Annotated in this window: 27 protein-coding genes and 1 tRNA gene; 18 read left to right on the plus strand and 10 right to left on the minus strand. The window is 62.4% G+C overall.

Annotation, left to right across the window (positions count from 1 at the left end; translation table 11 throughout):
* Positions 1-20: 20 nt before the first annotated feature.
* From tatB to AC0V7N_RS21645, 5 genes are all read left to right on the plus strand, one after another.
* Positions 21-824, plus strand: a complete 804-nt coding sequence (gene tatB, locus AC0V7N_RS21625; protein ID WP_475450421.1) for a Sec-independent protein translocase protein TatB — start codon at positions 21-23, stop codon at positions 822-824.
* Positions 821-1696 (plus strand): twin-arginine translocase subunit TatC, encoded by an 876-nt coding sequence (gene tatC / locus AC0V7N_RS21630; protein WP_496627235.1) that lies wholly within the window; start codon positions 821-823, stop codon positions 1694-1696. The genes tatB and tatC overlap by 4 nt, the downstream gene beginning before the upstream one ends.
* 102 nt (positions 1697-1798) lie before the next feature.
* On the plus strand, positions 1799-3103 hold the full coding sequence (gene serS, locus AC0V7N_RS21635; RefSeq protein ID WP_475450422.1) for a serine--tRNA ligase: 1305 nt from the start codon (positions 1799-1801) through the stop codon (positions 3101-3103).
* The gene (gene surE / locus AC0V7N_RS21640) at positions 3103-3861 is read left to right on the plus strand and encodes a 5'/3'-nucleotidase SurE (RefSeq protein ID WP_352655206.1); all 759 of its coding nucleotides are present in this window, start codon (positions 3103-3105) and stop codon (positions 3859-3861) included. The genes serS and surE overlap by 1 nt, the downstream gene beginning before the upstream one ends.
* Complete coding sequence (locus tag AC0V7N_RS21645) at positions 3858-4511, plus strand: protein-L-isoaspartate(D-aspartate) O-methyltransferase (protein ID WP_475450423.1); 654 nt, start codon at positions 3858-3860, stop codon at positions 4509-4511. The genes surE and AC0V7N_RS21645 overlap by 4 nt, the downstream gene beginning before the upstream one ends.
* 77 nt (positions 4512-4588) lie before the next feature.
* On the opposite strand, the gene AC0V7N_RS21650 is transcribed toward AC0V7N_RS21645, so the two are convergent.
* From AC0V7N_RS21650 to AC0V7N_RS40920, 3 genes are all read right to left on the minus strand, one after another.
* On the minus strand, positions 4589-5302 hold the full coding sequence (locus AC0V7N_RS21650) for an outer membrane protein (RefSeq protein ID WP_475450424.1): 714 nt from the start codon (positions 5300-5302) through the stop codon (positions 4589-4591).
* 583 nt (positions 5303-5885) lie between these two features.
* The gene (locus tag AC0V7N_RS21655; RefSeq protein ID WP_496628048.1) at positions 5886-6128 is read right to left on the minus strand and encodes a hypothetical protein; all 243 of its coding nucleotides are present in this window, start codon (positions 6126-6128) and stop codon (positions 5886-5888) included.
* A 420-nt stretch (positions 6129-6548) separates the two neighbouring features.
* The gene (locus AC0V7N_RS40920; protein WP_503428553.1) at positions 6549-6794 is read right to left on the minus strand and encodes a hypothetical protein; all 246 of its coding nucleotides are present in this window, start codon (positions 6792-6794) and stop codon (positions 6549-6551) included.
* A 50-nt stretch (positions 6795-6844) separates the two neighbouring features.
* Here AC0V7N_RS40920 and AC0V7N_RS40925 point away from each other — a divergent pair, with 50 nt between their 5' ends.
* Positions 6845-7225 (plus strand): murein hydrolase activator EnvC family protein, encoded by a 381-nt coding sequence (locus AC0V7N_RS40925; protein ID WP_503428552.1) that lies wholly within the window; start codon positions 6845-6847, stop codon positions 7223-7225.
* A 111-nt stretch (positions 7226-7336) separates the two neighbouring features.
* Here the strand turns inward: AC0V7N_RS40925 and AC0V7N_RS21665 are convergent, their stop codons facing one another.
* Entirely contained in the window at positions 7337-8227 is an 891-nt protein-coding gene (locus AC0V7N_RS21665) for an NAD-dependent epimerase/dehydratase family protein (protein WP_475450425.1), read from the minus strand.
* A gap of 111 nt (positions 8228-8338) precedes the next feature.
* On the opposite strand from AC0V7N_RS21665, the gene AC0V7N_RS21670 reads away from it, so the two are divergent.
* Positions 8339-9160 (plus strand): helix-turn-helix domain-containing protein, encoded by an 822-nt coding sequence (locus AC0V7N_RS21670; RefSeq protein WP_475450426.1) that lies wholly within the window; start codon positions 8339-8341, stop codon positions 9158-9160.
* Positions 9161-9166: 6 nt separating this feature from the next.
* Here the strand turns inward: AC0V7N_RS21670 and AC0V7N_RS21675 are convergent, their stop codons facing one another.
* The gene (locus AC0V7N_RS21675) at positions 9167-10042 is read right to left on the minus strand and encodes an ATP-binding protein (protein WP_475450427.1); all 876 of its coding nucleotides are present in this window, start codon (positions 10040-10042) and stop codon (positions 9167-9169) included.
* Here AC0V7N_RS21675 and AC0V7N_RS21680 point away from each other — a divergent pair.
* From AC0V7N_RS21680 to AC0V7N_RS21710, 7 genes are all read left to right on the plus strand, one after another.
* A complete protein-coding gene (locus AC0V7N_RS21680) occupies positions 10026-10238 on the plus strand; it encodes a hypothetical protein (protein ID WP_475450428.1) in 213 nt (70 codons plus the stop codon). The two genes, AC0V7N_RS21675 and AC0V7N_RS21680, sit on opposite strands and share 17 nt — an antisense overlap.
* Positions 10239-10332: 94 nt before the next feature.
* Positions 10333-10674 (plus strand): preprotein translocase subunit YajC, encoded by a 342-nt coding sequence (gene yajC, locus AC0V7N_RS21685; RefSeq protein ID WP_027043763.1) that lies wholly within the window; start codon positions 10333-10335, stop codon positions 10672-10674.
* 51 nt (positions 10675-10725) lie between these two features.
* Entirely contained in the window at positions 10726-13275 is a 2550-nt protein-coding gene (gene secDF, locus AC0V7N_RS21690; RefSeq protein ID WP_475450429.1) for a protein translocase subunit SecDF, read from the plus strand.
* Between the two features lie 28 nt (positions 13276-13303).
* Positions 13304-13696, plus strand: a complete 393-nt coding sequence (locus AC0V7N_RS21695) for an Mth938-like domain-containing protein (protein WP_475450430.1) — start codon at positions 13304-13306, stop codon at positions 13694-13696.
* 1 nt (position 13697) lies between these two features.
* Positions 13698-14549, plus strand: a complete 852-nt coding sequence (locus AC0V7N_RS21700; RefSeq protein ID WP_475460438.1) for a phytoene/squalene synthase family protein — start codon at positions 13698-13700, stop codon at positions 14547-14549.
* A gap of 84 nt (positions 14550-14633) precedes the next feature.
* Positions 14634-15068, plus strand: a complete 435-nt coding sequence (locus AC0V7N_RS21705) for a hypothetical protein (RefSeq protein WP_475450431.1) — start codon at positions 14634-14636, stop codon at positions 15066-15068.
* Positions 15068-16018, plus strand: coding sequence for a sterol desaturase family protein (locus tag AC0V7N_RS21710; RefSeq protein WP_496627236.1), 951 nt, complete (start codon positions 15068-15070; stop codon positions 16016-16018). The genes AC0V7N_RS21705 and AC0V7N_RS21710 overlap by 1 nt, the downstream gene beginning before the upstream one ends.
* A 3-nt stretch (positions 16019-16021) precedes the next feature.
* Here the strand turns inward: AC0V7N_RS21710 and AC0V7N_RS21715 are convergent, their stop codons facing one another.
* Both AC0V7N_RS21715 and trmFO read right to left on the minus strand, forming a co-directional pair.
* Positions 16022-16567, minus strand: coding sequence for a hypothetical protein (locus AC0V7N_RS21715; protein WP_496627237.1), 546 nt, complete (start codon positions 16565-16567; stop codon positions 16022-16024).
* A gap of 4 nt (positions 16568-16571) precedes the next feature.
* Positions 16572-17987 carry a methylenetetrahydrofolate--tRNA-(uracil(54)-C(5))-methyltransferase (FADH(2)-oxidizing) TrmFO gene (gene trmFO, locus AC0V7N_RS21720; RefSeq protein WP_475450433.1) on the minus strand — a complete coding sequence of 472 codons (1416 nt, stop codon included), beginning with the start codon at positions 17985-17987 and terminating at the stop codon, positions 16572-16574.
* A gap of 340 nt (positions 17988-18327) precedes the next feature.
* Between trmFO and AC0V7N_RS21725 the strand changes: the two genes are divergently transcribed.
* Positions 18328-18513, plus strand: a complete 186-nt coding sequence (locus AC0V7N_RS21725; RefSeq protein ID WP_496627238.1) for a hypothetical protein — start codon at positions 18328-18330, stop codon at positions 18511-18513.
* Between the two features lie 49 nt (positions 18514-18562).
* Here AC0V7N_RS21725 and AC0V7N_RS21730 read toward each other — a convergent pair whose 3' ends face one another.
* Positions 18563-18703, minus strand: a complete 141-nt coding sequence (locus AC0V7N_RS21730; RefSeq protein WP_013895120.1) for a DUF1127 domain-containing protein — start codon at positions 18701-18703, stop codon at positions 18563-18565.
* Positions 18704-18752: 49 nt separating this feature from the next.
* Positions 18753-18893: a DUF1127 domain-containing protein gene (locus AC0V7N_RS21735; protein ID WP_013531315.1), complete on the minus strand. Its 141-nt coding sequence runs from the start codon at positions 18891-18893 to the stop codon at positions 18753-18755.
* A gap of 236 nt (positions 18894-19129) precedes the next feature.
* Here AC0V7N_RS21735 and AC0V7N_RS21740 point away from each other — a divergent pair, with 236 nt between their 5' ends.
* The 3 genes from AC0V7N_RS21740 (at position 19130) to AC0V7N_RS21750 (ending at position 21406) form a co-directional block, all read left to right on the plus strand.
* Entirely contained in the window at positions 19130-20248 is a 1119-nt protein-coding gene (locus AC0V7N_RS21740) for a DUF2157 domain-containing protein (RefSeq protein ID WP_496627239.1), read from the plus strand.
* Complete coding sequence (locus tag AC0V7N_RS21745; RefSeq protein WP_475450434.1) at positions 20245-20829, plus strand: GDYXXLXY domain-containing protein; 585 nt, start codon at positions 20245-20247, stop codon at positions 20827-20829. The genes AC0V7N_RS21740 and AC0V7N_RS21745 overlap by 4 nt, the downstream gene beginning before the upstream one ends.
* Positions 20830-20995: 166 nt before the next feature.
* A complete protein-coding gene (locus tag AC0V7N_RS21750; RefSeq protein WP_475450435.1) occupies positions 20996-21406 on the plus strand; it encodes a RidA family protein in 411 nt (136 codons plus the stop codon).
* Between the two features lie 70 nt (positions 21407-21476).
* Here the strand turns inward: AC0V7N_RS21750 and AC0V7N_RS21755 are convergent.
* Positions 21477-21559: transfer RNA gene (locus AC0V7N_RS21755), tRNA-Leu, on the minus strand.
* Between the last annotated feature and the right edge of the window lie 179 nt (positions 21560-21738).

Here is a 21738-nt window from a genome sequence, read left to right on the forward strand (position 1 = left end):
TCTAGTCGGAACAGATTGCCATGTTTGAAGTCGGCTGGACCGAAATGCTGGTGATCGCGATCGTTATGATCGTGGTCGTCGGGCCGAAGGATTTGCCCAACATGCTGCGCACCTTCGGGCGCACGACGGCGAAGCTGCGCGCCATGGCGGCCGATTTCCAAAAGCAGTTCAACGAGGCGCTGAAGGAAGCCGAGCTCGACGACGTCAAGAAGTCGGTCGACGAGCTCAGGGGCCTCAGCCCGGTTGCCGAGATTAAGAAGCAGCTCAATCCGTTCGAACAGGCGGCGGCCGATGTGCGCGCCGGTGTCGATGCGGCGATGAAGCCGGCCGCTGATCCGGCAACGCCCGCCGCTTCGACGCCACAGGCGGCTGAGCCGTTGAAGAACGGTGCGACAGAAATGCCTGGCGTCAGCGGGCCGGAAGCCGCCCCTGCAACGCCGATTTTCCCGGCGATGACCGACGAATCGGTGGTGGCGACATCCACGGAACCCGCCGTGGCGCCGAAGGCATCCGCGGCCAGGAAAGCCGTCAAGACCGCACCGGCAGCGAAAGCGCCGTCCAAGGCCGCGACTTCCGCGAAGGTGGCGACGGCAAAAGCCGCACCAGTGGTGACGGCAAAGGCCGCACCCGTGGTGGCGGCGAAAGCGACACCAGCACCCAAGACATCGACAAAGGCCGCGACAGCGGCAAAGCCGGCAACCGCCGCTTCGACGAAGCCCGCCGCCGCCAAGGCGACTGCTGCCAAGACCGTGGCGAAAGCCGAACCGAAGCCTGCTCCGGCGAAGAAGCCGGTGGCCAAAAAGACGGCTGGAGCCGCCAAGTGAGCGTTTCGGACAAGGAAAAGGACGAGATCGAGAAATCGTCCGCTCCACTGATGGAGCATCTGATCGAGCTGCGCAGGCGACTGATCTGGTCGCTCGGTGGGTTCTTCGTCGCCTTCCTGGTTTGCTTCTTCTTTGCCAAGAGGCTGTTCAACCTTCTGGTCGTCCCGTTCAAATGGGCGACGAAGTGGGCGGGCCTCGACCCGCACAAGGTCGAGCTGATCTACACCGCGCCGCAGGAATTCTTCTTCACGCAGGTCAAGCTCGCCATGTTCGGCGGCATGGTCATCGCCTTTCCGCTGATCGCCACGCAGATCTACAAATTCATCGCGCCTGGCCTGTACAAGAACGAGCGCAACGCTTTCCTGCCGTTCCTGATCGCGTCGCCCATCCTGTTCCTGATGGGCGCTTCGCTGGTCTATTTCTTCTTCACCCCGATGGTGATGTGGTTCTTCCTCGCCATGCAGCAGGTCGGCACGGACGATCAGGTGCAGATTTCGCTGCTGCCGAAAGTGTCGGAATATCTCAGCCTGATCATGACGCTGATCTTCTCCTTCGGCCTGGTGTTCCAGCTGCCGGTGGTGACCAGCCTGATGACGCGTGTCGGCATGCTGTCGTCCAAGGCGCTGGCGGAAAAACGCAAATGGGCGATCGTCATCGCCTTCATCGTTGCTGCCGTGCTGACACCGCCGGATCCGATGAGCCAGATCGGCCTGGCCATTCCGACCATCCTTCTCTACGAGGTCTCGATCTGGGCCGCGCGCTGGATCGAGCGGGATCAGGAAAAGCAGCGGGTTGCGCGCGAGAAGGAAGAGGCCGGCGAGACCGTGGCCGATAAAACGCCGGACGAGCCTCCAGCGCCGGCCGCTTCGTAAAACAACAGGCAACGCCGGAAAGAGCCCGTCGCTGCCCGGCCTATCTTGCATCAATCAAGGATGCGGTTTACGCCCTCTCGCATAGCTGAGGACGGATAAACCATGCTTGACATCAAATGGATTCGCGACAACCCGAAGGCCCTTGTCGAGGCGCTGGAGAAGCGCTCGTGGTCGGCGGCTGAGGCGCAGTCCACGGTCGACGGGCTGATCGCCAAGGATGAGGCGCGGCGCGAGCATGTCACCGAACTGCAGACCAAACAGGAGCGCCGCAACGCCGCCTCGAAGGAGATCGGCAACGCCATGCGTTCGGGCGATGCCGCCCTTGCCGAAAAACTCAAAGCCGAAGTCGGCGAGATAAAAACCTTCATCCAGAATGGTGAGGCGCGCGAGCGCGAGTTGGACAAGGCGCTCAACGACGCGCTGGCGGTGCTGCCCAATGTGCCGCTCGACGACGTCTCGGTCGGCAAGGACGAGCACGACAATGTCGTCAAACACATTGTCGGCACGGTGCCGACGCGGCCGAACTGGGTGAAGGAGCATTTCGAGATCGGCGAAGCGCTCGGCATGATGGATTTCGAGCGGGCGGCAAAGCTGTCGGGCTCGCGCTTCACCGTGCTGAAGAGCGGCCTGGCGCGGATGGAACGCGCCATCGGCCAATTCATGCTCGACCTGCACACGACCGAGCATGGCTATGAGGAAGTGATCCCGCCACTGATGGTCCGAGACGAGGTGCTTTTCGGCACCAACCAATTGCCGAAATTCGAGGAGGATCTGTTCTTTGTGCAGCACGGGGAGGGCAGACTTGGCCTGATCCCGACCGCCGAGGTGCCACTCACCAACCTGGTGCGCGAAGAAATCACCGCGCATGAAAAGCTGCCGCTGCGTTATACGGCGCTGACACCGTGCTTCCGCTCGGAGGCGGGCTCGGCCGGGCGCGACACGCGCGGCATGCTGCGCCAGCACCAGTTCTACAAGGTCGAGCTGGTGTCGATCACCGACCAGGAATCCTCACTCGCCGAGCACGAACGGATGACGCAATGCGCCGAGGAAGTGCTGAAGCGGCTGGAATTGCCGTTCCGCACCATGGTGCTGTGCACCGGCGACATGGGCTTTGGCGCACGCAAGACCTATGACATCGAGGTCTGGCTGCCTGGCCAGAATGCCTATCGCGAAATCTCGTCCTGTTCGGTCTGCGGCGATTTCCAGGCGCGGCGCATGGATGCCCGCTACAAGGACAGGGATGGCAAGGGCAACCGCTTCGTCCACACGCTCAACGGTTCGGGCACCGCTGTCGGCCGCGCTCTCATAGCTGTCATCGAAAACTACCAGAATGAGGATGGCAGCGTAACCATTCCTGAAGTGCTGCGGCCTTACATGGGCGGTCTGGCAAAGATCGAAGCGAAATAATGCGCATTCTTCTGACCAATGATGACGGCATTCATGCCGAGGGCCTGGCGTCGCTCGAGCGCGTCGCCCGCACACTGTCCGACGATGTCTGGGTGGTGGCGCCGGAGCAGGACCAGTCCGGCTATGCGCATTCGTTGTCGATCTCCGAGCCGTTGCGGCTGCGCAAGATTGGCGAGAAGCACTTTGCCGTGCGCGGCACGCCGACCGACTGCGTCATCATGGGCGTGAAGAAGATCCTGCCCGGTGCGCCCGACCTGATCCTGTCCGGCATCAATTCCGGCGCCAACATCGCCGACGACGTGACCTATTCGGGAACCGTCGCCGGCGCCATGGAAGGCGCGCTGCTCGGCATCCGCTCGATCGCGCTCAGCCAGGGCTACTCTTACGTCGGCGAGGATCGCGTCGTTCCCTACGAGACCACCGAGGCGCTGGCGCCGGCGCTGCTGAAGAAGCTCGTCGCGACGCCATTGCCGGACGGCGTGCTGCTCAACGTCAATTTTCCCAACTGCCTTCCTGAAGAGGTCGCCGGCACGGTGGTCACCTCGCAGGGAAAACTCGTGCACAGCCTATGGGTCGACGAGCGCCGCGACGGGCGCGGCCTGCCTTACTATTGGCTGCGCTTCGGCCGTGAGCCGGTCGAAGGCAAGCAAGGCACCGACCTTTACGCGCTGCGCAACCGCCTGGTGTCGGTGACGCCATTGCAGCTCGACCTCACCGCGCATGAGATCCGTGACCAGCTGAGCAAGGCGCTTGCATGAACCTGCCAATCGATGATCGCGAAGGATTTGCCGCTTTCCTGTTGCGCCTGCGCGGCAGGGGAACGGTGCCGAAGGCGCTGATCGCGGCTTTCGAGGCGACACCACGGCGCGGTTTCCTGGCGCCTCATTTCCATCAGATCGCCTGGTCCGACCGCATGCTGCCGATCGAATGCGGCGAGGCGATCGAAGGCGCCGACATGCAGGCGGCGGTGATCGCGGCACTTGCCCTTGAAGAGGGAAACCGTGTCCTCGAGATCGGCACCGGATCGGGCTATACGGCGGCGGTGATGTCGCGGCTGGCGGCGCGCGTCGTGACCATCGATCGCTATAAGACGCTGGTCGAGCAAGCCAGGCAGCGTTTTGAGGCACTCGGCATCGGCAATGTCATCGTGCGCCAGACCGACGGCTCCGGCGGCTTGCCGGCCGAAGGGCCGTTTGACCGCATCGTTGCCTGGGCTGCCTTCGACAGCCTGCCGCGCTTTCTGCTCGACCAACTGTCGAGCGGCGGCATCGTCATCGCGCCGATCGGGCCGGAGGAGGGCGAGCAGGTGCTGGCCAAGCTGACCAAGGTCGGCAGCCGTTTCGAGCGCGAGGACATCGGCATGGTGCGGCTGCAGCCGATCCTGCGCAGCGTCGCGGCGGTGATCTGAGAACGAACGGACTGGTTGGTCATGCGTGCGCGGCTGACAGCGCCGCATGCACGGCGCGTCACCCCGTCTCGTGTTCCTCAACCGCCGAAGCGGTAATTCAGGTGTAAGCCAACGAGATCGACGCTCTGGCTGATGCGGTCCGTGCCGAACGGGAAGGGCAATCCGACGGACGCGAAATCGGTGGTCTTGTCGGGCATGAACAGGTGATCGTATTCGACGGCGAGCGACCAATTCGGGGCAAAGCCATATTCAACGCCGGCTCCCAGCGCGCCGCCCCAACGGGTCTGATCATCGGTCGTGCCAGCAAGCGTATTGGGAGGAAATGTGGTGACGACCTCGAAATGGTTACGCGTTACGGCGGCTCCGCCCTTGACGTAGACGAGGGCGTTGCTGAAGCTATATCCGACCTGGGCAGTCAACAATCCAAACCCGTCTACGCGTGAGCGATCTGTAAAGACCGGGATAAATTCGGACTGATTGGAGCCCTTCAGATCGGCCCAATCGCCTTGCGCCTCCACCCCGAACACCCAGTCGTTGCGCTGCCAGCGATAGCCGATTTGTCCACCGAGTGCCCCGCCGGTGGCGTTATGGCAGCCCTCGCTGAAAGACAGGCCGAAGAACGACGCGTCCCAGCAGGAGTGGCTCGATCCCCAGCCGCCATTGGCGCCGATATAGAGGCCGCTCCAGTCGTAGCTGGCGGCGACCGGCGTCTCGGTGAGATCGGCGGCGGATGCGTGCCCAACGAGAGCCAAAGCAGCGGCAGCCGTCACGGCAATCAGAAAACGTTTCATAGAAGTACCCCCCAAAGCCCGTCCTGACCCTATCCGAACTCAACCCCGAAGTACCGTTACCTCAACGCAACAGTAGGGGATATTTCAGAAGTGCCGCACGGACATGAACAAGCTTGCTTGAATACGAAGCATGCTTGAACAGGTCGCGCTGCCGCTCGATCCTCGCACTGGATCCGTACCGATGACCCAGGTCTGCGCCACATCTTCAAGGGATGCCAGGCTCGGGCTGCCGCGGACCAGCATTCCCGACCGACCAAGCCTGAGCCGCTGGCCGCTCCGAGGTGGCCCCAAAATGTTTTAAGAAAATTTTCGTCGGATTCTAATGGGTTAACCGCCCAGTAACATTAACGCGCTTTAATCCTGTCTCAGTTGGTGAGAGTTTTGTGCGGGTTAGTGCGATGCAACTCAGTGTTTTGAAGGCAAACAGTCGCAATCTGGCGCGGGGCTGCGCTGTTCTCATGATTGCGGGCGCGGCCGCCGGGTGCAGTTCCCAGGCTTCGCGGTTCAACAGTGTCGACGATGTCTTCACTTCCTCGACAAACAATCAGCGCGCCATCATCAACAAGCAGGATGCCGTGCAGCCCTATCCGGGCGATGTCTCCGCAGCTCCGCTTGACGGCAGCCACACCCAGTCGGTCAGCCGCTCCAGCCTCGAGCCGGTTTCGAGCCGGCCGTTGCCGCCGCCCGTTTCAGCCCAGGCCGCGCCGGCACTCGCGCCTGCCGCCAATCCTGTGCGTGTCGCATCGGCGCCAGCCATGGTGCGCCCGGCGCCGCATGTCGACAGGACCACAACCGGCACCGTCGAGCCGGCTGCGAAGCCGTTCAAGAATGCCCAGCCCGACGAGCCGAAGATGGCAGAGGCGGGCCGGCCGCACGCGACCGAGATCGTCGTTCGCGACGGCGAAACGATCAACGGCTTGGCGCAGCATTACAAAGTGCCGGCCGACGTCATCATGAAGGTCAACGGGCTTAGCGCGACCAAGGGACTGAAGACCGGGCAGAAGATCGTCATCCCGGCCTATGCCTATTCGAGCAAGGCCGAACCGAAAGTCGCCGACGCAAAGCCGGCGAAGGATGGCAAGCCCGATTTGCCGGCCACCGCGCCGGACAAGGTCGCCGTCCTGCCGCAGCAACCGAAGCTCAAGGAAGGCAAGTCCGCCGCGCAGGTCGATGCGTCGGCGGCTGCAAGCCAGCCCAAGGAGCCCAAGCCGGCGCAGGTCGCCAAGGCAACCGGTGCTGCCGGCACCTATACGGTCCAGTCGGGTGACACGATGTCCTCAATCGCCAGGAAGACCGGCGTCGGCGTCGTGGCGCTGAAGCAGGCCAACGGCATGAAGGATGGTTTGCTCAAGATCGGCCAGACCCTGAAGGTGCCGGCCGGCGGAACCGCGACGGTCGCCAGCGCCAAGCCGGCGAAGGTCGATCCGGTGACCACGGCCACGACGCAACCCGCCGCGAAGGCCACGCCTGCGGAAACGCTGGCATCGTACACGCCGCCCAAGAAATTCGAAAGTCATCCAGCAGGCCGAGGACGACGATGCGGTGGCGCCCGATGCCACCGGGATTGGCAAGATGCGCTGGCCGGTGCGCGGCCGGGTGATCTCCGGCTTCGGGTCCGGCAAGGACGGTGTCGACATCGCCGTGCCGACGGGCACGCCGGTCAAGGCGGCCGAGAATGGCGTCGTCATCTATGCCGGCGACGGGCTCAAGGAATTCGGCAACACGGTGCTGGTGCGCCACGAGAATGGCCTGGTCACCGTCTACGGCCACGCCAGCTCGATCGAGGTGCAGCGCGGCCAGAAGGTCAAGCGCGGCCAGGAAATCGCGCTCTCGGGCATGAGCGGTACGACGGACTCGCCGAAGCTGCACTTCGAAGTGCGCAAGAACTCGGCCCCGGTCGATCCGTCGGGTTATCTCGAATAGAATAAAAAAAGCGATTTGCGGGCCGTCTGACCTCCAGTCCGGCCCGCCGGCTCAGCCCGTTCCGCAAGGAGCGGGCTTTTTCAGTTTTGTCCAAAAGCCCGCTCGCAGGGTTCACATATGATCACGGAGCGTGTCGGCGATCATCTCCTCAAGGCTGCTGGCCTTCACGCCCAGAAGCGCCTCGGTGTCGGAGGAATCAACCAGCAGGGGGCTCTCGAAGAGGTAGCTCATCTCGATGAGCTCATGCATGCCCAAGGCTTCCATCTGCGCGACGGAATAGGAACGTATCGCTGAAACCTCTCGTGCCAGCATCGCTGCGGTTTTCTGGATGAGCTCCCGGGGCGAGGCGTGTTGCGAGGGGACATGAAACGCTCGCCCCCATTCGCCCGTGTAACGGGAAGCCGCGACAAGTGTGCTCGCGACGTCCTTGGTCAAGCTCCACGCATGAGTTGCGTCGAGGTCTCCAATGAAGGCGGTGGGCTTGCCCTCGATGATGGAGGGCAGCGCGACCAGCGAGAAGTAACTGATCGCGCCATGCCCGAGATAGTCGCTGGCGCGTACTTCGATCGCCGGTACATTGGCGCGGACCGCCCGCTGCCACATGATCGTCCTGGCGGTTCCCTTCTTCGAAGTCGGGTCCAGGGATAGGTCGGAGCGAAGCGGGCTGTCGGCATTTTTCCCATAACCATAGAGGTTTCCGAGCACAATGAGCTTGGCGCCGACCGCTTCGGCCGCGCGCACGGTGCCGTCGATGATGGGGAAAAAGTCGGTCGGCCACCTGTGATATGTGGCCATGGCACACATGAAGATCGCATCGGCGCCTTGGCAGATACGCGACAGTTCGGAGGCATCCGTGGCGTCGGCCTGTATGGCTCGCACGTTCCGCAACGCGTGCGAACCGATGCTACGGCTTGTGAGAACGACCTCATGTCCTTCTTCGCTGAGAAGGCGAGCGGTCTCGCGACCAACCGGGCCTGCTCCGACAACAACATAGAAACTCATGGCAACCTCTCTTTCAAGCTTGATGGAGAGGCGTGAGTACAGGTTCGCGGCATTGAAAATCGCGCGGGAATTGCCAAATCTTGAACAGGTTTCGCCATGAATCGAGAGAGCATGCGTCCGCAATTCGCTCCGGCCCGATCTCCTTCCGACGTAACAATGGTTTCCCGGCATATCGAGGCGGGCGTCCATCGTCTGTCCCGGGCGCCGCACCATCGCATCATGGTGCATGCAAGCGCGGCGACGCGCTCCTACTGCAATCAGGTTGGACGCTATTTCGTCAGGCGCGCCGGCGATATCGACATGGTGCCGGCTGGCGAGGAGGGCGGTTTCGAGGCCGAGACCGCGTTTGACACGATCGAGATCGCCTTGCAGCCAGCCTTGATGGAAAGGGTAGCGGCGGAACTCGGCGGCAGGGCGCCGTCATTGCGGCTCGACACGCGCCATCTGCTTCGTGACCAACGCATCGAGCATCTTGCTCGAGCACTCCAGAGCGATCTCGATGCAGGCGCGCCGAGCGGCTCTCTGTTTGCCGACAGCATTGGTGCCGCGCTCGCGGTCAGGCTGCTCGGCCTCGACGATTCAGACATCGACCGAACGAACCGGTTGTCGGATACCCAGCTCAAGCGTGTTCTGGAGCATATTGAGGCGGCTCTCCACGAGCCGCTTTCGATCCATCGATTAGCCCGGGTTGCCGGCGCCAGCAGCTCGCATTTGCGGACATGGTTCAAGGTGGCGACGGGCGTCACCCTGCATCGCTACGTGTTGCGGCGTCGCGTCGAACGCGCGCGCGTTCTGCTGCAGCAGGGCGATCTCAGCACAAGCGAGGTTGCGGAATTGACGGGCTTCGCGCATCAATCACATCTGGCGCATTGGATGCGCCGTGAGATTGGCCAAACACCGCGCGACTTGCGGCGGGCGCAGCCGCCCAGGTGACACGCTTCAATCCTTGAGCGGCTTGCCAAGCCGGCCGGCCAGATCCTGGGTGAACTGCCAGGCGACGCGGCCAGAGCGGCTGCCGCGCGTCGTCGCCCATTCCAGCGCCTCGGCACGCAGCTGCTCGGGGTCGATGTCGAGGCCGTGATGGCTGGCATAACCGTTGATCATCTCGAGATATTCGTCCTGCGAACATTTGTGGAAGCCGAGCCAAAGTCCGAAACGATCGGACAGCGAGACTTTCTCCTCGACCGCTTCGGACGGGTTGATGGCGGTCGAGCGCTCGTTGTCGATCATGTCGCGCGGCAACAGATGGCGGCGGTTCGAGGTGGCGTAGAAGATGACGTTGGCCGGGCGGCCTTCGACGCCGCCTTCGAGTGCTGCCTTCAGCGACTTGTAGGAGGTGTCGTCATGATCGAAGGACAGATCGTCGCAAAACAGGATGACGCGGAAGCGGGCCGCCTTCAGCAAACCCATCAGCTTCGGCAGCGTGTCGATGTCTTCGCGGTGGATTTCGATCAGCTTCAGCGGCAGGTCGGATTTGGCCTTGGCATTGATCTCGGCATGCACGGCCTTGACCAGCGACGATTTGCCCATGCCGCGCGCGCCCCACAACAGCACGTTGTTGGCCGGGTGGCCGGCGGCAAATCGCTCGGTGTTGTCGACCAGGATGTCGCGGACACGGTCAACGCCGCGGATCAGGCCGATGTCGACGCGGTTGACCTTGCGCACCGGTTCCAGATAGCCCGGATCGGCCTGCCAGACGAAGCAGTCGGCCTCGCCGAGGTCGGTTTCAGGCACCGGCGGCGGGGCGAGGCGGCTGACCGCCTCGATCAGGCGGTCAAGTTTCTTGTTGAGGGCGTCGATGCTGCTGTCGGTCATTTCAGGTCTTTTTTGGTTCGTTTCCTGGGGCGGGCAGGTGGGGGCGTTCGATTCCGTCGGGTTCGAAACCGGTTCCAACCGTTTGTTCGAGCGTGATCTTTTCGGAAAACCGGCTCGCGCTTTTCGCGGTCATGCTCTAACACGGCTCAACAAGCCGGAAAAGCAGCCGATTTGGCTGGCCGCGCAGTTGCATTGACAACTTTACCGACTATATTCCGGCCAAATTTCAAGGGGCCGCCAAACTCCGCAGGACGGCTGGCGGCTGTTTTCAAAATTCAGGAGTACTCTCGATGTTCGTGACACCGGCATACGCCCAAGGCATCGGCGGCGCCTCTCCCGATATGCTCATCAGCATTTTGCCGTTTGTCCTGATTTTCGTGATCATGTATTTTCTGATCATCCGCCCGCAGCGCACGCAGCTGAAGAAGCGCGGCGAGATGCTGGCGGCGGTCCGTCGCGGCGACACGGTCGTCACCGGCGGCGGTTTCGTCGGCAAGGTGACGAAGGTGATCGACGATAACGAGCTCGAGATCGACCTGGGCGGTGGCACCAAGGTCACGGCGCTGCGCTCGACGATCGCCGATGTGCGCGTCAAGGGCGAACCGGTGGCCAACCAGAACGCCAAGAAATAATCCAATTCCAGGCGGAGCGATCCGCGGACACGCTCTGACGGACGACGCCATATGCTGTATTTTTCGCGCTTCAAGATGATCCTGATCTGGGTGGCCGTGGCCATCACAGTGATCCTCGCCGCGCCCAACCTGTTCCCCACCAGCACGCTGGCTCAGCTGCCGAGCTGGGTGCCGAAACGGCAGATGACGCTCGGCCTCGATTTGCAGGGCGGTTCGCACATCCTGCTCGAGATGAACCAGAACGATCTGATCAAGGATCGGCTGGAGACGACGCGCGACGAAATCCGCACACTGCTGCGTGACGCCAAGATCGGCTATACCGGTCTTGCCGGCATCGGCCGGACGTTGCAGGTCCGCATCACGGATCCCACTCAACTCGATGCCGCAAAGAAGACGTTGAAGAGTTTGACCGATCCTGTTGCCGCAGGCCTGTTCTCCGGCGGCTCCATCCAGGAAATGTCGCTGGACGATTCCGAACCGGGCCTGCTCAAGTTCACCGTCACCGACGCCGGCATCAAATACCGCACATCGACCGCATTGGCGCAGTCGATCGAGGTGGTCGGGCGCCGCGTCAACGAGCTCGGCACGACCGAGCCTATCGTGCAGCGGCAAGGCGACGACCGCATCCTTGTCCAGGTGCCCGGCCTGCAGGACCCACAGCGGCTGAAGGAAATCCTCGGCCAGACCGCGAAGCTGACCTTCCAGATGGTCGACCAGTCGATGCCGGTGCAGGACGCGCTCAAGGGGCGCCCGCCCGCCGGCTCGTCGGTGCTTTATTCCCAGGACGATCCGCCGGTTCCGTATCTGATTGAAAACCGCGTCATCGTTTCAGGCGAAAACCTGGTCGACGCGCAGGCGACGTACAATTCGCAGAACAACGAGCCGGTGGTTTCATTCCGTTTCGATTCGAAGGGCGCCGCACGCTTCGGCCAGGCGACCGCGCAGAATGTCGGCAAGCTGTTCGCCATCATCCTCGACAACCAGGTGATCTCAGCGCCGCAGATCCGTGAACCGATCCTCGGCGGTACCGGCCAGATCTCCGGCAACTTCACCGCCCAGAGCGCCAACGATCTCGCCGTGCTTTTGCGTGCCGGTGCGCTGCCGGCGACATTGACGGTCATCGAAGAGCGCACTGTCGGTCCGGGCCTTGGCCAAGATTCGATCCATGCCGGCAAGGTCGCCGGCATCATCGGTTCGATCCTCGTTGTTGCCTTCATGTTCGTAGCCTATGGCTTCCTCGGTTTCCTCGCCAACATCGCGCTGGCGGTGCACGTGGCGATGATTGTCGGACTGTTGTCGCTGCTTGGGGCGACGCTGACCTTGCCTGGTATTGCCGGTATCGTGCTGACCATCGGCATGGCGGTCGATTCCAACGTGCTGATCTACGAGCGTATCCGCGAGGAACGACGTGCCGGCCGCTCGGTGATCCAGGCGATCGACACCGGCTTTACCAAGGCGCTGGCGACGATCGTCGATTCCAACGTCACCTCGCTGATCGCCACCATGGTGCTGTTCTATCTCGGCACCGGCCCGGTGAAGGGCTTTGCCATCACCTACGCGATCGGCATCCTGACCACGGTCTTCACTGCTTTCACCTTCACGCGCCTGCTGGTGTCGATCTGGCTGCGTCGGGCTCGCCCGAAGGAGTTGCCGAAGGCGCCGGTGACCTTCATCCCTCCAGGTACCAAGATCCCCTTCATGGGCATTCGCCGCTGGACGTTCGCGCTGTCGAGCTTCCTGTCGGTGCTGTCCGTGGTGCTGTTCATGACGGTCGACATCAATTACGGCATCGACTTCAAGGGCGGCTCGATGATCGAGGTGAAGGCCAAGAGCGGCGATGCCAATATCGGCGATATCCGCAGCCGATTGATGGAGCTCAACATCGGCGAGGTGCAGGTGCAGCAGTTCGGCGCGCCGAACGACGTGCTGATCCGCGTCGGCACGCAGGATGGCGGCGAGAATGCCGAGCAGACGGTCATCGACAAGGTGCGCGGCGAGTTGCAGGACCAGTATGATTTCCGCCGCGTCGAAGTGGTGGGACCGACGGTTTCCGGCGAACTGGCCAAGCAAGGCACGATTGCCATGCTCGTCGCGCTGATTGGTATCCTGGTCTATGTCTGGTTCCGTTTCGAGTGGCAGTTCGCGGTCGGCGCCATCGTGGCGACGGTGCACGATGTGGTCATGACGCTCGGCTTCTTCGTCATCACCGGGCTTGAATTCAACCAGTCATCGCTGGCGGCGATCCTGACCATTATCGGCTATTCGCTGAACGATACGATCGTGGTCTATGACCGCGTCCGCGAGGATCTGCGAAAATACAAGCGAATGCCGCTGCCGCAGCTATTGAACAACGCCATCAACGAGACGCTGTCGCGAACGACGCTCACCTCGGTGACGACGATCCTGGCGTTGTTGGCGCTGGTGCTGTTCGGTGGCGAAGTTATCCGCTCCTTCACCATGGCGATGCTGTTCGGCGTCGTGTTCGGCACCTATTCGTCGATCTTCATCGCCGCACCGCTGCTGATCCTGTTCAAGCTGCGGCCGCAGGCTTCGGCCGATGAGGAGAAGCCGGTCAGCGGCGGCAAGGCGGTCGCGACCTGACGCGCGGCCCCGAAGGGTTGATAGAGTGGTGACCGGCAAAGGCATCGTCATCCGCGAGGCGCATTTCCCCGGCCGCGCGCCGATAGAGGCCTACGGCAATGGCGGGTTCCGCTTTGCCGACATGTCGCATCGCGGCTCGCTGCTATGCCTGCCCACAGGCATCCATGGCTGGGAACCGGCAAATCCCCTGGCGTTGACGGTGGCGGATTTTGACAGGCTGCTGGCCGAGGCCGACAAGGTCGAGATTCTGCTGGTCGGTATGGGCAGGGATTTGAGGCCATTGCCGGCGGCGCTGCGGGCGGCGCTGAAAGAGGCAGGCATTGCTTCCGACCCGATGTCGACGGGTGCGGCGGTGCGGACCTACAATGTCCTTCTGGCGGAAGACCGCGCCGTGGCTGCCGCGCTCATCGCCGTCGATTGATATGTCGCAGAATGCCAAAATCGTCATGGACGCGGTGCGCGCCGCCGACCACGACCGCTATCTCACGGCGCTCTACGCGCCGGCCGACAGGCGTGATGCGCTGTTTTCGCTTTATGCCTTCAATGCCGAAATCGCGGGCATCCGCGACCGCATCCACGAGCCGTTGCCCGGCGAAGTACGGCTGCAATGGTGGCGTGACCTCATCGCCGCCGACAATGATGGCGCAGGCATTGGCCATCCCGTCGCTGATGCGCTGAAGGCGACAATTTCCGCTCATCGCCTGCCAAAGCTGGCGTTCGACAACATGCTCGAAGCGCGCATCTTCGATCTCTACGACGATCCGATGCCGTCGCGCACGGATCTCGAAGGCTATTGCGGCGAGACGGCCGCTGCGCTGATCCAGCTTGCGGCGATGGTGCTCGATCCCGTCGAGGCGCCTCGCTTTGCCGAACTGGCGGGCAAGGCGGGCTGTGCGCAAGCGATGACCGGCCTGCTGCTTCTGTTGCCGCTGCACCGCAAGCGCGGGCAGTGTTTTGTCCCGGCTGACATTCTGGCGGCGGCGGGATCGTCGCCGGAAGAGTTTGTTGCCGGCGATGGCGGGCCCGGCGCGCAGCGCGCGGTGGCGGCGATGATCGCGCTGGCGCGCGAACACCTTTCCGCTTTCGAGCGGGGCGCAGCTGGGCTGCCGGTGTCATTGCGTCCGGCATTCCTGCCGCTGGCCCTGTCGCGTGCCTATCTCGACAAGATGGAAGGCTCGCGCCATTCACCGCTCGACGGCGTGGCGCGGCTGTCGGCCTTGCGCCGGCATTGGCTGCTGGTGCGTCGCGCGAGCAAGGGCTGGCCTGCACTTTGACGTAAACGTCAATCGTGTTAAAGATTCGCCGAGCCCGGAACTGACGCCAAAGACGACAGGCCGGCTCGGAGGAGATACCTGTCCATGAGCTTGCCTTTACTGGTCGCGATCGTCGCCCTTGGCATAGCGCTGTCTGTCGCTGCCGTGCATTTCACCGGCGGCAGCAAGACGGCGACGCTGGCCGACACAGATCAGGCTCTGAGCCGTTTCGCCGAGGATTACCCTGACGAGATGGCTGTGACAGTCCGCCTGACGGCAGACGCCAAGACGGCATTTCTGGACCTCGGACGAGGGCGCATCGGCATCGTTCACAGCATCGGCGACTGCTTTTTGACCCGCATCGTTACGGCTGCCAACACAAAAGTGTCCAGCGCTGACGAGGCCAACACGATTCGGGTACGGCTGACCGACTTCACCTGGAAAGGCGGCCGCTTCCGCTTCGCCAGTGCCGCTGATGCCCAGGCTTTGCTGCATGCTCTCGGGTCGAACCATTCAAATTCCGCCAGGGAGGCCGCGTGATGGACAGTTATGATTTTCCGCAGGTCACCCAACTGGCCATTCCGTTCTTTGTCGCCGCCATCCTGATCGAACTCTGGCTGGTGCGCACAGGCCGCGCCAAGGGCTCGTTCGAGACGCGCGATACCTTGACCAGCCTGATGATGGGCACCGGCAATGTCGTCGCCGGGCTGCTGCTTGGCGTTGTGTCCTACTGGGCGCTGCTATGGCTGTGGCAGTTCCGCGTCTTCAATCTCGGCCTGTTGGTCTGGGTGTTCCTGGCGGCCTTCCTGCTCGATGACCTGCGCTACTATGTCTATCACCGCATCGCGCACAGGGTGCGCTGGGTGTGGGCCGAGCACGTCAACCATCACTCCAGCCAGCACTACAATCTGTCGACGGCGCTGCGGCAAAGCTGGACCGGGCTGTTCACCTTTATGTTCGTGCTGCAGGCGCCGCTGGTGCTGCTCGGCTTCCATCCGGCGGTGATTGCCTTCACCTTCGGCTTCAACCTCGTCTGGCAGTTCTGGATCCACACCGAGACCATCGGCAAGATGTGGGGCTGGTTCGAGTTCGTCTTCAACACGCCCTCGCATCACCGCGTCCACCACGCCACCAATCCGCGCTATCTCGACGCCAACTATGCCGGCACGCTGATCATCTGGGACCGCATGTTCGGCACCTTCGTCGAGGAGTTGGAGGAGGACCGGCCGCGCTATGGCATCGTCAAGAATCTCGGCACCTTCAACCCGCTGAAAGTGGCGTTTCACGAGTGGATCGGCATGTTCAGGGATGCCTTCGCGCCGGGGCTGACGCTCAGCGATCGCCTGAATTACCTGATCAAGCCGCCCGGCTGGAGCCACGACGGTTCGCGTGACACTTCGGAGAGTTTGAAGGCGGCCTATGTCAGGCGAAATCCGGGTGAGGCGGGCAAGCCGGGATTGCCGATGGCGGGTGCTGAGCCGGCAGAGTAGCCATCACGATCCGTCGGCTGCAGAATTATCACCGATACGTTGACCCGTCCCGAGGTAACGTCCGGATTCGCCACCCGTGCCGTCCCTGAAACTGCCCTCCAACTCGACCATTGCATCGACAACCGCCGGTGCCTCCGGGGCTGTCTCTCGTGCAAATCGCGCGTTGACGTACACGCCGTGAGGATGTGACGGATCGAGGCGGGCTTGGATAGTCCAGGACGGCGACAGCGAATAGAGCGTCTTCAGGAAATCAACGAGGAATCGGTCGTTGTAAGGGCGCCCAAGGCGCTGCACGGCAACGATCCTTTGCAGGCTTCGATCGCGGTCCTCGTTGTAGTCTTCGTTTTCGAGCACCCAGCCCTTGCCTCCATGGGGCTGGCCGATGAGCGCTTCAAGCGCCGGTATATGGACTTCGCGCAACTTGCGCTTGTTGTTGCACCTGACGTAGATGCTCCAGAAGATCTCGTAGTCGCCAGCGAACGGTTCCTCACTCTCCCGCCAGCCCGGGGGCAGAAGCTGAGGGATCGTGCGGAATTCGGATCCAGGCATGCTGCTATTCCGCGGCGGCTTGCGCCGTCGGTGCCGGCAACCCGAGCCACTCGCGGCAATCGCCCAGCGCGCGCGATGTGACGGCGTGCCGTTTTGCGACCGTCTTGTCCTTGCCGCGCAGACGCTTGCCTTCGATCTTCACCGCTTCCACTGGCGGGAACAGGCCGAAATTGACATTCATCGGCTGGAACGAGCGCTTTCCCGGCTCGTCGTCGGAGACGATGTGGCCGCCGGTGATGTGGTTGAGCAGGGCGCCGAAGGCGGTGGTGAGCGGCGGCAGGGACGGCGCATGGCCGAGCCGTTCGGCGGCGGCGAAGCGGCCGGCGAGCAGGCCGATCGCAGCGCTTTCGACATAGCCTTCGCAACCGGTGATCTGGCCGGCAAAGCGCAGGCCGGGGCGCGACTTCAGCTGCAGCGAAGCGTCGAGCAAGGTCGGCGAATTGATGTAGGTGTTGCGGTGCAGTCCGCCGAGGCGGGCGAAGTCGGCGTTTTCCAGGCCTGGAATGGTGCGGAACACACGGACCTGCTCGGCATGCTTCAGCTTGGTCTGGAAGCCGACCATGTTGTAGAGCGTGCCCAGCGCATTGTCCTGACGCAGCTGGACGACGGCATAGGCTTTCACCGTCGGATTGTGCGCATTGGTCAGGCCCATCGGCTTCATCGGCCCGTAGCGCAGTGTCTCGACGCCGCGTTCGGCCATGATCTCGATCGGCAGGCAGCCGTCGAAATAGGGCGTGCCTTCCCATTGCTTGAACTCGGTCTTCTGGCCCTCGACCAATGCCTGCACGAAGGCAAGGTACTGGTCCTTGTCCATCGGACAGTTGATGTAGTCCTTGCCGGTGCCGCCGGGTCCGACCTTGTCGTAGCGCGACTGGAACCAGCAAATGTCCATGTCGATCGTGTCGAAATGGATGATCGGGGCGATGGCGTCGAAGAAGGCAAGCGCATCGGCGCCGGTCGTCTCGGCGATCGACTGGGCAAGCGAAGGCGCGGTCAGTGGTCCTGTGGCGATGATCGCCTGGTCCCAGTCGGCCGGCGGCAGGCCGGGCACTTCCTCGCGTTGGATGGTGATCAGCGGGTGCGCTTCGAGCTTTTTCGTGACGGCCTCGGAGAAACCGTCGCGGTCGACGGCGAGCGCGCCGCCGGCCGGCACCTGGTTGGCGTCGCCGGCGCTCATGATCAAGGAACCGGCCAACCGCATCTCGGCATGCAGCAGGCCGACCGCGTTGTTTTCGGCATCGTCGGAGCGGAACGAGTTCGAACAGACGAGCTCGGCCAGGCCGTCGGTCTTGTGGGCGTCCGTGCCGCGAACCGGGCGCATTTCATGCAGCACCACGGGAACGCCGGCTTGCGCCGCCTGCCATGCGGCTTCTGACCCGGCGAGACCGCCGCCGATGATATGGATAGGGTTTTTGCTCATGAGCGCCGGAATAATCGCTTGCCGCCGCGATTGCAATTGTCCCGCTTGGTTCGGGGCGAAGCGCAGAGGGCGAAACCAGGCGCTGAATACAACAACACCCGCCGGGGGAGGAGGTCCGGCGGGTGTCGTTTTGGGGGTCGATCCTCGGGAGGAGGTGAAGATCGACCGTATTCGTCATCGCCGGGGAGGAGGTCGGCTTTGACGAAATCTCTTTCGCGTTTTGAAAAGGGGCGAAACCCTTTGGAGCAAAATGAATTTTGCTCCGGGGAAACAACGCCCGCCGCGGGAGGAGGTGCGGCGGGCGCCGTTTGGTTGGCCAACCCTCGGGAGGAGGTGAAGGTTGGGCCTATTCGTCATCGCCGGGGAGGAGGTCGGCTTTGACGAAATCTCTTTCGCGTTTTTGAAAAGGGGCGAAACCCTTTGGAGCAAAAATGGATTTTGCTCCGGGGAAACAGCGCCCGCCGCGGGAGGAGGTGCGGCGGGCGCCGTTTTGGTGGTCAACCCTCGGGAGGAGGATAAGGGCTGACCGTTCGCTGGAGGTCGGGGAGGAGGTCGACCCCAGCGAAATTCCGTTGTTAGATCGCCCGGCGGGCGACAATCTTGATTTCGTCGCGGACGATACCGAGATCATGCAGCTGGCGGTTCGAAAGGCGACCCAGCTCGGTAACCGTCTCGCGATAAACGCGCCAGTTACGATAGTTGCGGATCAGGTTCATTGTCGTTCTCTCTTCAGAAACTTGTTCGGACCATTCGCGGTCCGAAGGATTAGACCGCCTTGCGAGCGACGTAAGGAATGTCGCTGCGGCTGATGCCGAGGTCGGTCAGTTCACGGTTGCTCAGGCGGCTCAGCTCGGACACGGTGTCCCTGTACCGGCGCCAGTTGCGGTAGTTGCGGATCAGGTTCATGGTAGTTCTCGTTTCGTCTTTTCTTGCGGATCATTCCGTTTGTGTACGAACCATAAATAGGCGGGGTCATATCGATTTAAAAGCGCTATGGCTGCATGGCAGCAATGCAAATTGTGCAATGCAACATTAACGCGCCTTCACGGACCTGACACAAAGAAGCCAGAATCAGAAAGTGCCGTGACGTCAACGGTTTGGCTGGTTCGGCTGAAAAAACGACCTAGCGGGGGAGGCAGGACATGACGGGGTATTCGACACGAGTCAGGTCCGATATTGCGCGATGGCTTCAGGCAGGCCTGATCGACGCCGCGACAGCCGATTCCCTGACGCGTGACGTCGAAGCCAATGCGCGCAAATCACTGAGCTTCGGTTCGATCCTGGCTATGATGGCGGCGCTGCTGTTTGGCGCGGCCATCCTGATCTTCGTCGCCGCCAACTGGGACGCCATCCCGCGGCTGGCGCGGGTGGCAGCGCTGTTTGCCATCATCCTTGGCGGCTATGTCGGCGGCGCGGTGCTGAAGACGCGCGACCATGCAGCGATCGGCGAAGCTCTATGGATCGTGGCGGCTGCTGCCTTCGGCGGCTCGATCGCGCTGATCGGCCAGATGTATCATCTGTCCGGCGACGAGGCGTCCGCCCTGATCACCTGGGGCGCCGGTACGGCGCTGGCGGCGGTCGCGCTGCGGTCGAACCCGCTGACCGTCGCTTCGGTCGGTATCGCCGATGCATGGCTGTTCCTCAAAGGTTTCGATTATTACAGCCGCAGCGACTTTCCGCATGCCTTCGTCGTCATGGCGGTCGTGCTGTTTGCCATCTCGTTCTGGACCCGCAGCCAGCCGGCGCGGCACCTGATCATCCTGTCGCTGCTCTTCTATCTTGTGCTGTTGGCCGGGAACCACGCGACGCTGCCGGTGGCGATCCCCCTGGTCATTGTCTCTGTCGTGCTTTTCGCGGCTGCCGTCTTCGCGCCGGAGCCGGTTGACCGGCTCGTGCAGCTTGGCGGCCGCTTGCCGCTGCACGCGCTGCTCGGCTTTCTCACCGGCCTCGCCATCATCCAGTTCGAACTGGCCGACGAAAGCACCTACAACAGCGGTTTCACCATTGCCTCGGTCGTCGCGCTCGCCGGCATCGTCGCCGCTATCGTGCTGGCAGGAAGGGAGAGCCGAGGCCTGCGCTGGCTTGCCTATCTCGGCTTCGCCTTCGAACTCGCCATGATCTATGTCGTGACCCTGCAATCGATGCTCGATACGGCCGGCTTCTTCCTTGCCGCCGCGGTGCTGCTCGGGATCCTGGCGATCGTCATCATCCGGGTCGAAAAACGCATGAAGGGCCCAGTCACCGGGGGAGTCACGGCATGATGACCGGAAAGCGGCTTGTTATCTCGGCGCTGGTGCTGGCGCTTGTCCAGATCGGTTTCCTGAGCTGGATCATCGCCGGCAGGGCGGCGATTCTGCGCAACGGCAAGGAAGTGCTGCTGAAGATCGAACCCGTCGATCCGCGCGACCTGCTGCGCGGCGACTATATCATCCTCGGCTACGACATTTCGCGCATACCGGTGAAGATGATCGCCAATATTCCCGCCGATAAACTTTCCAGTGACGACACCTCGATCGTGGTCCGGCTGAAGAAGGGCGCCGACGGCTTTTGGACGCCGACCACCGCCTGGTTCGGCAAGGCGCCGACGCCGGCCGCCGCCGATGAAGCCGACATATCAGGCCATGTCGCCGCGGGTTGGGACCTGCACAGCGAGGGCACGACGATCGCGCCCGACTACGGCATCGAGCGCTTCTATCTGCCGGAAGGCGAGGGGATGGCGATCCAGAACGACATGCGGGTGCGCCCATTCGGGATAAGGCTGGCGCTTGCCAGCGACGGCACCGCGCAGATCAAGGCACTGGTCGACGGCGACAAGACGCTGTTCGAGGAGCCGCTGTACTAGGCTGCACACTCATAATCGGGCGCGCTGGCGCTAGCGCGTCGCCCCGAAAGATTTCGCGCGGGGCCATGCCGCTGATTGCCACGCGCAGCGCCGCTATCGCCTTGTGTGCCAGCGACGCGGTGATCATCAATGTCGATTTCAGTCGAACGAAGTAGGAGATTGTTCAGTGTCGCTCGAACTCATCAACCCCGCTGATCTGCCAGTTCCAGAGATGTACACGCAGGTTGTCGTCGCGACGGGATCCAAGCTGGTATTCGTCTCAGGTCAGCAGCCCGAAGACATTCACGGCAAGCTCGTTGGGCATGGTGATTTTGCGACGCAAGCGCGCCTGGCATTCGGCAATCTCGGCCGAGCGCTCCGTGCGGGAGGTGCGCGGCCTGAGCACGTCTGCAAGATCACAATCTACATTGTCGATTATAGGCGCGATGAGCATGTTCCGATCATCGAAGAAGCGCAGATTTCGCTGTTTGGAGATCACAAACCAGCAAACGTGGTGGTCGGGGTAGCGATAATGTCCCCGGGCTACCTCATAGAAGTCGACGCGATAGCGGTCATTGACGAGGCCATCAGAAGCTAGCGTCGGAGGACACGCTTTACATCTAGCGAGCTTCGGGTGGCCTGCCACCCGAAGCTCGAAGAGCGAAGGGTGGTGCGGGTAGAGGGACTCGAACCCCCACGATCTCTCGCCAGAACCTAAATCTGGTGCGTCTACCAGTTCCGCCATACCCGCGTGGTCCGGCAATCCCATGTAGCCATCATTCTGTCAATGTCGGGTTCAAGATGTTGGGTCAGGTCCAAAATGCCGGTGAGGGCCGGAATGTCGGGTCAGGGCCAAAATGTTGGTTATTCGCCTAAACGCGAAGACTGTTGAAAATTAGCCTCGCCTGTGACAAAAGGCGTGTCAAATGT

The organism is Mesorhizobium kamtschaticum (assembly GCF_056174585.1).